The organism is Salmonella sp. SSDFZ69 (genome assembly GCF_004010755.1).
Taxonomy (GTDB): Bacteria; Pseudomonadota; Gammaproteobacteria; order Enterobacterales; family Enterobacteriaceae; genus Salmonella; species Salmonella enterica.
Genome location: NZ_CP034831.1, coordinates 421,749 through 435,179, shown reverse-complemented (window position 1 = coordinate 435,179; position 13,431 = coordinate 421,749). Strand labels below are relative to the sequence as shown.

The window sequence follows — 13,431 nt, the reverse complement described above, 5'->3', positions numbered from 1 at the left end:
CGGCGCCTTATGATTGTTTTCTCCTCATTACAAATTCGTCGCGGCGTGCGCGTCCTACTGGACAATGCCTCGGCTACCATTAATCCAGGCCAGAAAGTCGGCCTGGTGGGTAAAAACGGCTGCGGTAAATCTACCCTGCTGGCATTGCTAAAAAATGAAATCAGCGCCGATGCCGGGAGTTTTACCCTGCCCGGAACCTGGCAATTAGCGTGGGTGAATCAGGAAACACCTGCGTTGCCTCAGCCAGCGATTGAGTATGTCATTGACGGCGACCGTGAATACCGGCAGCTGGAGGCGCAGCTTAACGACGCCAACGAACGTAACGACGGACATGCTATCGCCTCCATACATGGCAAGCTGGACGCCATCGACGCATGGACCGTTCGTTCGCGCGCCGCCAGCCTGCTACACGGTCTCGGCTTCTCTAACGATCAGCTGGAACATCCGGTCAGCGACTTTTCCGGCGGCTGGCGGATGCGCCTTAACCTGGCCCAGGCGCTGATTTGCCGTTCCGATTTACTGCTGCTCGACGAACCGACCAACCACCTCGATCTGGATGCCGTTATCTGGCTGGAAAAATGGCTGAAGAGCTATCCGGGCACCCTGATTTTGATCTCCCACGATCGCGATTTTCTTGACCCGATAGTGGATAAAATTATCCATATCGAACAGCAGACTCTGTTTGAGTACACCGGCAACTACAGCGCGTTTGAAGTTCAGCGCGCCACGCGCCTGGCGCAACAGCAGGCGATGTATGAGAGCCAGCAGGAGCGTGTGGCGCATCTGCAAAGCTACATCGACCGTTTCCGCGCCAAGGCCACCAAGGCCAAGCAGGCGCAAAGCCGTATCAAGATGCTGGAGCGTATGGAGCTGATTGCGCCAGCTCATGTCGACAACCCGTTCCATTTCAGCTTCCGCGCGCCGGAAAGCCTGCCGAACCCGCTGCTGAAGATGGAAAAAGTCAGCGCAGGTTATGGCGATCGCATCATTCTGGAATCCATCAAGCTGAACCTGGTGCCCGGCTCGCGTATCGGCCTGCTGGGCCGCAACGGCGCGGGGAAATCGACGCTGATCAAGCTGCTGGCGGGCGAACTGGAACCGTTGCACGGTGAAATCGGCCTCGCCAAAGGCATTAAGCTCGGCTACTTCGCCCAGCACCAACTGGAGTTCCTGCGCGCCGATGAATCCCCGTTGCAGCATATGGCGCGTCTGGCGCCGCAGGAACTGGAGCAGAAGCTGCGCGACTATCTCGGCGGCTTCGGTTTCCAGGGCGACAAAGTAACGGAAGAGACGCAACGCTTCTCTGGCGGCGAGAAAGCGCGTCTGGTGCTGGCGCTGATCGTCTGGCAGCGTCCAAATCTGCTACTGCTCGATGAACCGACCAACCACCTGGATCTCGACATGCGTCAGGCGCTCACCGAAGCGCTGATTGATTTTGAAGGCGCATTGGTCGTCGTGTCGCACGACCGCCACCTGATTCGCTCCACCACTGACGACCTCTATCTGGTTCACGACAAAAAGGTCGAACCGTTCGACGGCGACCTGGAGGATTATCAGCAGTGGCTGAGTGACGTGCAGAAGCAGGAAAACCAGGCCGACGACGCGCCGAAGGAAAACAACGCCAACAGCGCCCAGTCACGCAAAGATCAGAAGCGTCGCGAAGCCGAGCTACGCACTCTGACGCAGCCGCTGCGTAAAGAGATTACCCGTCTGGAAAAAGAGATGGAAAAGCTCAACGCCCAGTTAGCGCAGGCGGAAGAGAAGCTCGGCGACAGCAGCCTGTATGACCCCAGCCGTAAAGCGGAGATGACCGAGTGTCTGCAACTGCAGGCCAGCGCCAAATCCGGGCTGGAAGCGTGTGAAATGGCATGGCTTGAGGCGCAGGAGCAGCTTGAGCAGATGATGCAGAACGACTAAGAGCCTATCCCATTAGGCTATTTTATTCGCCATTTTAGGGCCGGGCAGTGCTCGAAATCCTCACGTACTATGTGTACGCTCCGGTTTCTGCGCGCTGTCCGGCCCCAAACTGGCTTCAACAATTACGCCTACTGCGATAGGCTCTAACGCGCGGGGTGGGCGATGAACCTGTCAATCACCGATGACATTACCTTCCGCAAGCTCACCATCTTCATGATGTTTGTGGAGAAGGGTAACATCGCCCGCACCGCCGAGGCGCTGCACACGCTGGAAGAGAACGTTCGTGGTCCGCTGTTCGTCCATAAAGGCCTCTTCGGTACTCGTCCCGGTATAAAGATTACCGTTGCGGTCGGCAGCACCGGAACAGAAGCCTGCGTTATGTGATTTAGCGGCAAAGGTTGCCGTGATTTATTTTCGTCAGCGCGTCGTTCACGCCAAATAATTTAAACGTCACCTCATCAACGCCAAGATTTTTCAGACGCGCAGTGTGTTTTTTAATATAAGCCTGCGCCGTTTCTTCGGATTCAAACAAGTAAATGCCGCCAGCTTGCTGGTTTTTCTCGCTTTCTGTCCAGATTTTCCAGATGAAGCCCGGCTCCTCATTGATAGACTCCGCCAGCCCGACCAGTTGCTGAGTCATCTCCTCGCCAAAAGGGCCGCTAAAGTTAAAATGGATCTGTAAAAGTGTCTTCGACATGCCTTCTCCTTGAGTCACATAACTATCGTGTTGCCACACTACCACGATTAATTCGGCTGATGCAGAGGTTCACGCGATTTCTGTGGGGTATTGCGCGCGCCTTGCATACCGCCCCCTCTGGTGAAATGAGGCGCAATTTTATTTCGCCAGACGACCAATTGAACGTAAAATCACATATTGACTAATCTGTGAACCTTATGCGCGGTATAGTATTGTTTCCAATTATCAATTGTTCTGGTGCTATGGTTGAGATCACGTCCACAGAAATGACCCCGCCTGTCAATGACTCGCATGAATTTATTCCCATGCGTGGCATTCGTAATCGCCATTTACAAACTATGCTGCCGCGCTTAATCCGCCGCAAAGTGAAGTTCAACGCCCACTGGCAGCGGCTGGAGCTACCGGACGGCGATTTTGTCGATCTGGCATGGAGCGAAGAACCGCAACAGGCAAAGCATAAACCGCGGCTGGTGGTCTTTCACGGTCTGGAAGGCAGCCTGAACAGCCCCTATGCCCACGGGCTGATTGAGGCGGCGCAAAAGCGCGGCTGGCTGGGCGTGGTGATGCACTTTCGCGGCTGTAGCGGCGAACCCAACCGTCTGAATCGTATTTACCACTCCGGTGAAACGGAGGACGGAGCCTGGTTTTTACGCTGGCTACAGCGGGAGTTCGGCGCCGTTCCGACAGCCGCCGTGGGCTATTCGCTCGGCGGTAATATGCTGGCGTGCCTGCTGGCGAAAGAAGGCCGCGATATTCCCATCGAGGCGGCGGTGATTGTTTCTGCGCCCTTTGTTCTCGAAGCCTGTAGCTACCATATGGACAAAGGGTTTTCCCGCGTCTATCAGCGTTATTTGCTTAATCTGTTAAAAGCGAATGCGTCACGCAAGCTGGCGGCGTACCCCGGGTCGCTGCCGGTGAATCTGGCGCAACTGAAATCAATGCGCCGTATTCGCGAGTTTGACGACCTGATCACCGCGAAAATTCACGGCTTTGCCGACGCCATCGACTACTATCGTCAGTGTAGCGCCATGCCGTTGCTTAACCAGATTGCTAAACCGACGCTGATTATTCACGCTAAAGACGATCCGTTTATGGATCATCATGTAATCCCTAAAGCGGAAGATCTGCCCCCGCAGGTGGAGTATCAGCTGACTGAGCATGGCGGACACGTAGGATTTATCGGCGGTACGCCGCTGCGCCCTGAAATGTGGCTGGAACGCCGAATTCCTGACTGGCTGACAACGTACCTGGAGGCGTCATCATGATCATTCCCTGGCAGGGGCTCGCCCCCGACACGCTGGACAACCTGATCGAAAGCTTTGTGTTGCGCGAAGGCACCGATTATGGTGAACATGAACGTTCGCTTGAACAAAAAGTCGCTGACGTAAAACGCCAACTGCAATCCGGCGAGGCCGTGCTGGTATGGTCTGAATTACATGAAACGGTCAATATTATGCCGAAAAAGCAGTTTCGCGAATAAAACGCCTTTGCCGACAATACATTATTACTAAAGCTCAATCATGGAGTTGCCATGTCAGCCAAACATCCGGTGATAGCAGTAACAGGGTCAAGCGGCGCGGGGACCACCACCACCAGCCTCGCGTTTCGTAAAATTTTCGCGCAGTTAAATCTGCACGCCGCCGAGGTGGAAGGCGACAGTTTTCATCGTTACACCCGCCCGGAAATGGACATGGCGATCCGCAAAGCGCGTGACGCCGGGCGGCATATCAGCTATTTCGGGCCTGAAGCCAATGACTTCAGCCTACTGGAACATACCTTTATTGAGTACGGGCAGACGGGTAAAGGCCAGTCGCGTAAATATCTGCATACCTATGATGAAGCCGTACCGTGGAATCAGGTTCCCGGCACGTTTACGCCCTGGCAGCCGCTTCCCGAACCGACCGATGTGCTGTTTTATGAAGGACTGCACGGCGGCGTCGTCACCCCGCAACATGATGTCGCGCGTCATGTTGATCTGTTGGTTGGCGTGGTGCCTATCGTCAACCTCGAGTGGATTCAGAAACTGATTCGCGACACCAGCGAGCGCGGACACTCCCGTGAAGCGGTGATGGATTCCGTGGTGCGTTCCATGGACGACTACATCAATTACATTACGCCGCAGTTCTCGCGTACCCATATCAACTTCCAGCGCGTACCGACCGTCGACACGTCCAATCCGTTCGCCGCAAAGGGTATTCCCTCGCTGGATGAGAGTTTTGTGGTGATCCATTTCCGCAACCTGGAAGGGATCGATTTTCCCTGGCTCCTGGCGATGCTCCAGGGCTCGTTCATTTCTCACATTAATACATTAGTGGTGCCGGGCGGCAAAATGGGGCTGGCGATGGAGCTGATTATGTTGCCGCTGGTGCAGCGATTAATGGAAGGCAAAAAAATCGAATAACCGCGGTGAAATGCCCGATAGCGCTACGCTTATCGGGCCTACGAGATAAAAACGGGTAGGCCGGATAAAGCCACGCCGCCATCCGGCATCACGTGTTACGCCGCAATCACTTCATACGAATGGGTAATATTGACCGCTTTTTCCAGCATTAGCGCCACCGAGCAATATTTTTCCGCGGAGAGATCGACAGCGCGCGCGACGGCAGCCTCTTTCAGATCGCTGCCGGTAACGATAAAATGCAGATTAATGTGCGTAAACAGGCGCGGCGCGTCTTCCCGGCGCTCGGATGTCAGCTTCACTTCGCAATTGGTGACATTCTGACGGCCCTTTTGCAGGATTGATACCACATCAATAGCGCTACATCCGCCAGCCGCCATTAATACCATCTCCATCGGACTCGGCGCTTTGTCACCGGAGTTACCATCCATTAAAATCTGGTGGCCGGAGGAGGACTCTCCGAGGAACGTGAGCCCTTCAACCCACTTTACACGCGCTTGCATATTTCGTAACTCCAATGTTTCAATTTTCCTGAAAGATTACGCGCATACAACAAAAGTCGCAATGGAAGGCGACCTGGGTCATGCTGAAGCGAGACACCAGGAGACACACGGCGAAAGCTATGCTAAAACAGACAAGATGCTACAGTAATACATTGACGTACTGCATGTATGCAGAGGACATCACATTACAGGCTACAATCTATTTTCGTAGCCCCCTTCCCAGGTAGCGGGAAGTATATTTTTGCAACCCCAGAGACAGTGCCGTTTTCTGGCTCTGGAGACAGCTTATAACAGAGGATAACCGCGCATGGTGCTTGGCAAACCGCAAACAGACCCGACTCTTGAATGGTTCTTGTCTCATTGCCACATTCATAAGTACCCGTCAAAGAGCACGCTGATTCACCAGGGTGAAAAAGCAGAAACGCTGTACTACATCGTTAAAGGCTCCGTGGCAGTGCTGATCAAAGATGAAGAAGGGAAAGAAATGATCCTTTCTTATCTGAATCAGGGTGATTTTATTGGTGAACTGGGCCTGTTTGAAGAAGGCCAGGAACGCAGCGCCTGGGTACGTGCGAAAACCGCATGTGAGGTCGCTGAAATTTCCTACAAAAAATTTCGCCAATTAATCCAGGTCAACCCGGATATTCTGATGCGCCTCTCTTCCCAGATGGCTCGTCGCTTACAAGTCACCTCTGAAAAAGTAGGTAACCTCGCCTTCCTTGACGTCACCGGGCGTATCGCTCAGACGCTGCTGAATCTGGCGAAACAGCCCGATGCCATGACGCACCCGGATGGGATGCAGATCAAAATCACCCGTCAGGAAATCGGCCAAATCGTCGGCTGCTCCCGCGAAACCGTTGGTCGTATTTTGAAAATGCTGGAAGATCAAAACCTGATCTCCGCGCATGGCAAGACCATCGTCGTCTACGGCACCCGTTAATTCCGTCAGAATGGCGCGTTTTATCATGCGCCATTTTTGTTTGCATCGATGTGGCGAAGACTGATTTATCACCCAGAGATTAATTACGCACTACGGCAAACGCTGGTGCTGTGCCTGCCTGTGGCTGTTGGTTTATTGATAGGCCAGCTACACCTGGGCTTGCTTTTCTCTCTCGTTCCCGCCTGCTGCAACATTGCAGGTCTGGATACCCCGCACAAACGCTTTTTTAAACGCCTGATCATCGGCGCGTCGCTGTTCGCCGGATGCAGTCTGGTAACGCAACTTCTGCTGGCGGAATCCATCCCCCTGCCGTTGATCCTGACCGGGCTCACGCTGGTGCTTGGCGTGACGGCGGAAATTAGCCCGCTTCACGCGCGGTTACTGCCAGCGTCGCTGATTGCCGCCATCTTTACCCTGAGCCTTGCGGGATACATGCCCGTCTGGGAGCCGCTGCTCATTTATGCGCTGGGCACGCTATGGTACGGCGTGTTTAACTGGTTTTGGTTCTGGCTATGGCGCGAACAGCCGCTGCGCGAGTCATTGAGTTTGTTATACCGTGAACTGGCCGATTATTGCGAAGCGAAATACAGCCTGCTCACCCAACATATCGATCCGGAAAAAGCGCTGCCTCCCCTGCTGATACGCCAGCAAAAAGCGGTCGATCTCATTACCCAGTGTTACCAACAGATGCATATGCTTTCGGCGCACAACAATAATGATTACAAGCGCCTGTTACGGGCTTTTCAGGAAGCGATGGATTTGCAGGAGCACATCTCCGTCAGCTTGCATCAGCCGGAAGAGGTACAGAAACTGGTAGAACGCAGCCATGCGGAAGAGGTGATTCGCTGGAATGCGCAAACGGTCGCCGCCCGTCTGCGCGTGCTGGCGGATGACATTCTTTATCATCGTCTGCCGACGCGCTTCTCCATGGAAAAACAGATTGGCGCTCTGGAGAAGATCGCTAATCAGCATCCTGAAAATCCGGTAGGCCAGTTCTGCTATTGGCACTTCAGTCGAATCGCCCGTGTGCTGCGTACTCAGCGGCCGCTGTATGCCCGCGACCTGATGGCCGATAAACAGCGTCGTCTGCCGCTACTTCCGGCGCTGAAAAATTATATGTCTCTTAAATCACCGGCGCTACGCAACGCCGGACGCATCAGCGTGATGATGAGCATCGCCAGTCTGATGGGCAGTGCGTTGCACCTGCCTAAACCGTACTGGATACTCATGACGGTGCTGTTTGTCACCCAAAACGGCTATGGCGCGACGCGCGTACGTATTCTGCACCGTTCGGTCGGAACGCTGGTCGGCCTGGTGATTGCCGGCGTCACGCTGCACTTACATATTCCCGAAAGCATTACGCTGGCGGTCATGCTGGTACTAACGCTGGCAAGTTATCTGATTATTCGTAAAAACTACGGCTGGGCGACGGTCGGCTTTACGGTGACGGCGGTATACACCATCCAGTTACTGACGTTAAACGGAGAGCAGTTTATTGTGCCGAGGCTGATCGATACGCTGATTGGCTGTTTAATTGCCTTTGGCGGCATGGTCTGGCTGTGGCCGCAATGGCAAAGCGGGCTATTACGTAAAAACGCCCATGATGCGCTGGAAGCCGATCAAGAAGCTATCCGACTGATCCTCAGTAACGATCCGCAGGCCACCCCGCTCGCTTATCAAAGAATGCGGGTCAACCAGGCGCATAACACGTTATTCAACTCGTTAAATCAGGCAATGCAGGAACCCGGATTCAATACCCACTATCTGTCGGATATGAAACTGTGGGTCACGCACAGCCAGTTTATTGTCGAGCATATCAACGCTATGACGACGCTGGCGCGGGAACACACCATGCTGACGCCGGATCTGGCGCAGCGCTATCTGGAATCTTGCGAGATTGCGATTCAGCGCTGCCAGCAGCGCCTGGAGTACGACAGGCCAGGCGGCTCCGGCGATGTCAATATTCTGGAGTCGCCGGACATGCCGTCACATGGCTTATTGAGCACTCTGGAACAACATTTACAGCGCATCATTGGCCATCTGAACACCATGCACACCATTTCGTCGATGGCCTGGCGTCAGCGTCCGCATCACGGTATCTGGCTGAGTAAGCGGCTACGGGATACAAAAAGTTAAGACCGACTGCCGGATGCGCTACGCTTATCCGGCAATCCGCCATCAGGCCACCACCTTCCCTACCGCCTGCGCAAAGCGCTGCATTCCTTCATTGATATCCGCCTCTTCCACCACCAGCGACGGGGCAAAACGCATCACGTCGGCTCCGGCATTGAGCACCATCACGCCGGCCTCCGCGCCTGCGTACAGAAAATCGCGCGCCCGACCTTTATACTTCGGCTTCAGCTCCGCGCCAATCAGCAGCCCCATGCCGCGAATATCGCTGAAAATGTCAAATTGCTCGTCAATCGCCTGCAAATGTTGCACAAACTGTTGCCGCTTAGTGTGAATGCCTTGTAGTACCTCTGGCGTATTAATAATATCGAATGCCGCGCCAGCCACCGCACAGGCCAGCGGATTGCCGCCATAAGTTGAACCGTGCGAACCAACATGGAAGGCCGAGGCGATCTCCTGCGTGGTCAGCATGGCGCTCACCGGAAAACCGCCGCCTAACGCTTTGGCGCTGGTGAGGATATCCGGCGTGACGCCGTAGTGCATATAGGCAAACAGGTCTCCGGTGCGCCCCATCCCGCACTGCACTTCATCAAACACCAGCAACGCCTGATGCTCGTCACACAGGTCGCGTAACCCTTTGAGGAATTCCGGTGTAGCCGCCTGCACGCCGCCTTCACCCTGAATCGGCTCGACCACCACCGCGCAGGTGTGGTCATCCATTACCGCTTTCACCGCATGGAGATCGTTGAAGGGAACGTGAATAATATCGGCGGGTTTCGGCCCAAAGCCGTCGGAATATTTTGGCTGCCCGCCGACAGAGACGGTAAACAAGGAACGGCCATGAAAGGCGTTATGGAAGGCAATGATTTTCGTTTTGAACGGGCTATGGCGCACGCAGGCATAATGACGCGCCAGTTTAAAAGCGGTTTCGTTCGCTTCGGTGCCGGAATTCATAAACAGCACGCGCTCGGCAAACGTGGCGTCGATCAGTTTACGTCCCAGACGCAACGCCGGTTCATTGGTAAAAACGTTACTGGTATGCCACAAGGTTTCCCCCTGGGATTTCAGCGCCTCGACCAGTGCCGGATGGCAATGGCCCAGCGCAGTCACTGCAATCCCGCCGGCGAAATCGATATACTCTTTGCCCTGCTGATCCCATACGCGGCTGCCTTTACCTTTGACCGGAATAAAGTCCGCCGGTGCATAAACAGGCAGAATCACCTCATCAAAAGTTGCGCGCGTAATAGCCGTTTGTTCAGTTGCCATATCATTACCACCCGGTTAAGTAGAAATGCCAGTGAAATTATAATCACAAAATATGAATAAAAAATCACTCAATAGCAACCACAAATCAACGCCGGAGGAAATTTTCCAGCAGAGCGTGTCCTTGTTCGCTGAGAATACTTTCCGGGTGGAACTGCACGCCTTCCAGATCCCACTCGCGGTGGCGAATGCCCATAATCTCCTGCGTTTCGCTCCAGGCGGTGATCTCAAAACACTCAGGCAACGTGGCAGGGTCGACAATCAGCGAGTGGTAACGTGTCACGGTTAACGGGCTGGGCAATCCCCGAAACACGCCCTGTCCATTATGCGTAACAGGTGACGTTTTACCGTGCATCACTTTCGCTGCCCGCACCACCGACGCGCCAAAGGCCTGCGCCATCGCCTGATGACCCAGGCAAACGCCCAGCATCGGAATACGTCCGGCATAATGGCGGATGACCGCCAGTGAAATGCCAGCGTCATTCGGCGTACAGGGGCCAGGAGAGATAACGATTTTTTGCGGGTTCAAAGCGTCAATGTGCGCCAGCGTCAGCGCATCATTGCGCCGGACCTGCACTTCCGCGCCCAGTTCACAAAAATACTGGTAGAGGTTCCAGGTAAAGGAATCATAGTTATCGATAAGCAGGATCATGGCGGCTCCGGGTGAGTAGAACCGCACTATTTTACTCAGTTTCGCGAGCTTCGCTTATCGCTTTCTGAAAAATCGCCTGCAAAGCAGAGAGATCGCCCATCGCGCCGCTCTGGTTCGCCTGCTTCCATGTTTCAACCGCAATACCTTGCCAACTCAGCGCGTAGCCTGCATGTAACGCCAGCTGTTCAAAGAAGATGCGCTGCGCCAGCCCGCTCCCCAAACGAAACGGATGAAGCACGTTAATTTCACAGTAGTAATGCGCCAGCCGCTCGACAAACTTCTCGTGCGCCAGACCGACCAGATAGCCCTCTTCTTCCAGATCCTGCATCAGAGCGTTGCCCTCTTTTTCGATATAGGCAAAGTGGCAAAAACGGGTATCGCCCTGGTAAATATCGACCTCCCGCAGTTGCCCTGCCCAGTCGAAAATATCCTGATAGAGCTGGCGATGAATCGCGCACAGATGAGGCAAGCCGCGTACCAGCGGCCCCAGTTCAATCGTGGCGGCGCGGAGCGCGGTCATTTCATATGCCGCTTGCGCCAGTCGCTGGGCCTGATGAATCCCCAGCCGATTACGCATCACATTCAGCCCCGGATAGAGGTACGGATCGCGCCCTTCGCCAAATTTATCGCTCATAGTGCCTCCGAAGCTCGTCAAGACGTGCCAGCGCTTCATCGGCGGACAGAGTTACTAAGGGGATCTCAATACCTTCGAGACGGCGGCTTTGCTGGAAGTTAACGTTGCGCCGCTGTTCCCAAAAGCGTGACTTTTGTTTATCGGTAAGTTTCTTCACCGGGCCTCCCTGAATATGTCTGTGCTTGACCACAAGTATAAGCAGCAATTTCAGGTTACGCTGAGACAGGGAGAAAACGCGGGCGGCTCGCGCCCGCGCAGGCATGTTTTATGGCAGGACTTTCGCGGAAAGGATAACGACTGGTTTTGTCGGCACATTCTGATAAGGCCCGACATCGTGCGTCGGTACCTGTGAGATTTTATCGGCGACATCCATACCTTTTACCACTTTACCAAATACCGCATAGCCAAAGTCGCGCTGGCCGTGGTCGAGAAAAGCGTTATCCGCGACGTTAATAAAGAACTGGCTGGTGGCGCTGTCTTTATCTGCGGTGCGCGCCATCGCGATCGTGCCGCGAGTATTACGCAGACCGTTGTCGGCTTCATTCTTAATCGGCGGATTCGGTTTCTTCTGCTGCATCTGCTCGTTAAAACCACCGCCCTGAATCATAAAGCCAGGAATAACGCGGTGAAACGTAGTGTTGTTATAGAAACCACTGTTGACGTAATCGACAAAGTTTTTCACAGAAACCGGCGCTTTCTGGCTGTTCAGCTCCAGCTCAATATTCCCGGCGGAGGTGGTTAACAGCACATGAGGATCGCCTTTTGCTGCCAACGCTGCGGGAGAAAGAGCAGAAAGAGCGAAAACAGCTGCGACAGCCGCCAGAGTCGATTTGAGCATGAGATTTCCTTAAAGAGAGCAGAAATAAAGCAAGTGGAATGATTTTAAAGAGCCTTCCTGGGCCAGGCCAGCCCTTTACCTAATTTTACGTATATGAAACAAATGTAACGTTACGACGCAACGCCGTATTCTTGCAATATGATGTGACAAACATCACATTAAAAAATGCAATGAACATTACTATCACTAATAATTATTTAAATGCATCACAAAAGCGCCTAAAATCTGCCCGCTTAACGCGCCCTCCACGCGCTTCACTTCTCTTCAAGGCCAGACATGACTAACAGCAACCGCATCAAGCTCACATGGATCAGCTTTCTTTCCTACGCCCTGACCGGGGCGCTGGTGATTGTCACTGGGATGGTGATGGGAAATATCGCAGACTATTTTCAGCTGCCCGTTTCCAGCATGAGTAACACCTTTACTTTCCTGAACGCCGGGATTTTGATCTCGATCTTCCTCAATGCGTGGTTGATGGAAATCATCCCGCTGAAAACACAGCTACGCTTTGGTTTTATCCTGATGGTGCTGGCGGTGGCCGGGCTGATGTTCAGCCACAGCCTGGCGTTGTTCTCAGCGGCGATGTTTGTGCTGGGGCTGGTCAGCGGGATCACCATGTCGATTGGCACCTTCCTGATTACGCAACTGTATGAAGGGCGTCAGCGCGGTTCCCGACTGCTGTTTACCGACTCCTTCTTCAGCATGGCGGGGATGATTTTTCCTATGGTCGCCGCCTTCCTGCTGGCGCGTAGTATTGAGTGGTACTGGGTCTACGCCTGCATCGGCCTGGTCTACCTGGCGATTTTCATCCTGACCTTCGGCTGTGAATTTCCGGCGCTGGGTAAACATGCGCAGCACTCTCAGGCGCCTGTCGTCAAAGAAAAATGGGGCATTGGCGTACTGTTTCTCGCCGTCGCCGCGCTGTGCTATATCCTCGGTCAATTGGGCTTTATCTCCTGGGTGCCGGAATACGCCAAAGGCCTCGGCATGAGCCTGAATGACGCCGGGGCGCTGGTGAGTGATTTCTGGATGTCCTATATGTTCGGCATGTGGGCGTTCAGCTTTATCCTGCGCTTTTTCGATCTGCAACGCATTCTGACCGTACTGGCGGGTATGGCAGCGGTACTGATGTATTTGTTTATTACCGGCACGCAGGCGCATATGCCGTGGTTTATTCTGACGCTGGGCTTCTTCTCCAGCGCCATTTATACCTCCATCATTACGCTGGGATCGCAGCAAACGAAAGTGGCCTCGCCTAAGCTGGTTAACTTTATTCTGACCTGCGGCACCATAGGAACGATGCTGACCTTCGTCGTCACCGGCCCGATTGTGGCGCACAGCGGTCCACAGGCGGCGTTACTCACCGCGAATGGTCTGTATGCGGTGGTCTTTGTGATGTGCTTTGCGCTCGGCTTTGTATCCCGTCATCGTCAGCATAGCGCGCCGGCTACGCATTGAT

The 13,431-nt window shown here is 54.0% G+C and carries 15 protein-coding genes; 8 read left to right on the top strand and 7 right to left on the bottom strand.

Annotated features, from left to right (window positions below; translation table 11 throughout):
- The first annotated feature begins 9 nt into the window (after positions 1 to 9).
- Both EOS98_RS01980 and EOS98_RS01975 read left to right on the top strand, forming a co-directional pair.
- Positions 10 to 1,917, top strand: coding sequence for an ABC transporter ATP-binding protein (locus tag EOS98_RS01980; RefSeq protein WP_126523795.1), 1,908 nt, complete (start codon positions 10 to 12; stop codon positions 1,915 to 1,917).
- A gap of 162 nt (positions 1,918 to 2,079) precedes the next feature.
- Complete coding sequence (locus tag EOS98_RS01975) at positions 2,080 to 2,301, top strand: LysR family transcriptional regulator (protein WP_001633525.1); 222 nt, start codon at positions 2,080 to 2,082, stop codon at positions 2,299 to 2,301.
- A gap of 1 nt (position 2,302) precedes the next feature.
- Here the strand turns inward: EOS98_RS01975 and EOS98_RS01970 are convergent, their stop codons facing one another.
- On the bottom strand, positions 2,303 to 2,614 hold the full coding sequence (locus EOS98_RS01970) for a monooxygenase (protein WP_000047689.1): 312 nt from the start codon (positions 2,612 to 2,614) through the stop codon (positions 2,303 to 2,305).
- A 197-nt stretch (positions 2,615 to 2,811) separates the two neighbouring features.
- Between EOS98_RS01970 and EOS98_RS01965 the strand changes: the two genes are divergently transcribed.
- Genes EOS98_RS01965 through EOS98_RS01955 form a run of 3 tightly spaced genes read left to right on the top strand, consistent with a single transcriptional unit; the run spans position 2,812 to position 5,015 of the window.
- Positions 2,812 to 3,879 carry a hydrolase gene (locus tag EOS98_RS01965; protein ID WP_001214115.1) on the top strand — a complete coding sequence of 356 codons (1,068 nt, stop codon included), beginning with the start codon at positions 2,812 to 2,814 and terminating at the stop codon, positions 3,877 to 3,879.
- Entirely contained in the window at positions 3,876 to 4,094 is a 219-nt protein-coding gene (locus tag EOS98_RS01960) for a YheU family protein (protein WP_000586568.1), read from the top strand. Before EOS98_RS01965 ends, EOS98_RS01960 begins: the two co-directional genes overlap by 4 nt.
- Positions 4,095 to 4,145: 51 nt before the next feature.
- Positions 4,146 to 5,015: a phosphoribulokinase gene (locus tag EOS98_RS01955; RefSeq protein WP_001274690.1), complete on the top strand. Its 870-nt coding sequence runs from the start codon at positions 4,146 to 4,148 to the stop codon at positions 5,013 to 5,015.
- A gap of 95 nt (positions 5,016 to 5,110) precedes the next feature.
- On the opposite strand, the gene EOS98_RS01950 is transcribed toward EOS98_RS01955, so the two are convergent.
- The gene (locus EOS98_RS01950) at positions 5,111 to 5,515 is read right to left on the bottom strand and encodes an OsmC family protein (RefSeq protein WP_001148919.1); all 405 of its coding nucleotides are present in this window, start codon (positions 5,513 to 5,515) and stop codon (positions 5,111 to 5,113) included.
- A gap of 307 nt (positions 5,516 to 5,822) precedes the next feature.
- Here EOS98_RS01950 and crp point away from each other — a divergent pair, with 307 nt between their 5' ends.
- Entirely contained in the window at positions 5,823 to 6,455 is a 633-nt protein-coding gene (crp, locus tag EOS98_RS01945; RefSeq protein ID WP_000242758.1) for a cAMP-activated global transcriptional regulator CRP, read from the top strand.
- Between the two features lie 48 nt (positions 6,456 to 6,503).
- The gene (locus EOS98_RS01940; RefSeq protein ID WP_000269312.1) at positions 6,504 to 8,591 is read left to right on the top strand and encodes a YccS/YhfK family putative transporter; all 2,088 of its coding nucleotides are present in this window, start codon (positions 6,504 to 6,506) and stop codon (positions 8,589 to 8,591) included.
- A 42-nt stretch (positions 8,592 to 8,633) separates the two neighbouring features.
- Here the strand turns inward: EOS98_RS01940 and argD are convergent, their stop codons facing one another.
- The 5 genes from argD to ppiA form a co-directional block, all read right to left on the bottom strand.
- Complete coding sequence (argD, locus tag EOS98_RS01935) at positions 8,634 to 9,851, bottom strand: bifunctional acetylornithine/succinyldiaminopimelate transaminase (RefSeq protein ID WP_000190024.1); 1,218 nt, start codon at positions 9,849 to 9,851, stop codon at positions 8,634 to 8,636.
- 85 nt (positions 9,852 to 9,936) lie between these two features.
- On the bottom strand, positions 9,937 to 10,500 hold the full coding sequence (pabA, locus tag EOS98_RS01930; RefSeq protein ID WP_000601879.1) for an aminodeoxychorismate synthase component 2: 564 nt from the start codon (positions 10,498 to 10,500) through the stop codon (positions 9,937 to 9,939).
- A gap of 31 nt (positions 10,501 to 10,531) precedes the next feature.
- Positions 10,532 to 11,134, bottom strand: coding sequence for a putative adenosine monophosphate-protein transferase Fic (locus EOS98_RS01925; protein WP_001280675.1), 603 nt, complete (start codon positions 11,132 to 11,134; stop codon positions 10,532 to 10,534).
- Positions 11,124 to 11,291, bottom strand: a complete 168-nt coding sequence (locus EOS98_RS01920; RefSeq protein WP_023239092.1) for a YhfG family protein — start codon at positions 11,289 to 11,291, stop codon at positions 11,124 to 11,126. The genes EOS98_RS01925 and EOS98_RS01920 overlap by 11 nt, the downstream gene beginning before the upstream one ends.
- Positions 11,292 to 11,399: 108 nt before the next feature.
- A complete protein-coding gene (gene ppiA, locus EOS98_RS01915; RefSeq protein WP_000920478.1) occupies positions 11,400 to 11,972 on the bottom strand; it encodes a peptidylprolyl isomerase A in 573 nt (190 codons plus the stop codon).
- A 276-nt stretch (positions 11,973 to 12,248) separates the two neighbouring features.
- Between ppiA and tsgA the strand changes: the two genes are divergently transcribed.
- Complete coding sequence (gene tsgA / locus EOS98_RS01910) at positions 12,249 to 13,430, top strand: MFS transporter TsgA (protein WP_000185267.1); 1,182 nt, start codon at positions 12,249 to 12,251, stop codon at positions 13,428 to 13,430.
- The last annotated feature ends 1 nt before the right edge of the window (position 13,431 follow it).

Bases quoted from the DNA above. Each gene is read 5' to 3' on its own strand.
- EOS98_RS01975 (WP_001633525.1), top strand. From the start codon at position 2,080: ATGAACCTGTCAATCACCGATGACATTACCTTCCGCAAGCTCACCATC.
- EOS98_RS01955 (WP_001274690.1), top strand. From the start codon at position 4,146: ATGTCAGCCAAACATCCGGTGATAGCAGTAACAGGGTCAAGCGGCGCG.
- tsgA (WP_000185267.1), top strand. From the start codon at position 12,249: ATGACTAACAGCAACCGCATCAAGCTCACATGGATCAGCTTTCTTTCC.
- EOS98_RS01950 (WP_001148919.1), bottom strand. From the start codon at position 5,515: ATGCAAGCGCGTGTAAAGTGGGTTGAAGGGCTCACGTTCCTCGGAGAG.
- EOS98_RS01925 (WP_001280675.1), bottom strand. From the start codon at position 11,134: ATGAGCGATAAATTTGGCGAAGGGCGCGATCCGTACCTCTATCCGGGG.
- EOS98_RS01940 (WP_000269312.1), top strand. From the start codon at position 6,504: ATGTGGCGAAGACTGATTTATCACCCAGAGATTAATTACGCACTACGG.
- EOS98_RS01960 (WP_000586568.1), top strand. From the start codon at position 3,876: ATGATCATTCCCTGGCAGGGGCTCGCCCCCGACACGCTGGACAACCTG.
- pabA (WP_000601879.1), bottom strand. From the start codon at position 10,500: ATGATCCTGCTTATCGATAACTATGATTCCTTTACCTGGAACCTCTAC.
- EOS98_RS01980 (WP_126523795.1), top strand. From the start codon at position 10: ATGATTGTTTTCTCCTCATTACAAATTCGTCGCGGCGTGCGCGTCCTA.
- EOS98_RS01965 (WP_001214115.1), top strand. From the start codon at position 2,812: ATGCGCGGTATAGTATTGTTTCCAATTATCAATTGTTCTGGTGCTATG.
- crp (WP_000242758.1), top strand. From the start codon at position 5,823: ATGGTGCTTGGCAAACCGCAAACAGACCCGACTCTTGAATGGTTCTTG.
- argD (WP_000190024.1), bottom strand. From the start codon at position 9,851: ATGGCAACTGAACAAACGGCTATTACGCGCGCAACTTTTGATGAGGTG.
- EOS98_RS01970 (WP_000047689.1), bottom strand. From the start codon at position 2,614: ATGTCGAAGACACTTTTACAGATCCATTTTAACTTTAGCGGCCCTTTT.
- ppiA (WP_000920478.1), bottom strand. From the start codon at position 11,972: ATGCTCAAATCGACTCTGGCGGCTGTCGCAGCTGTTTTCGCTCTTTCT.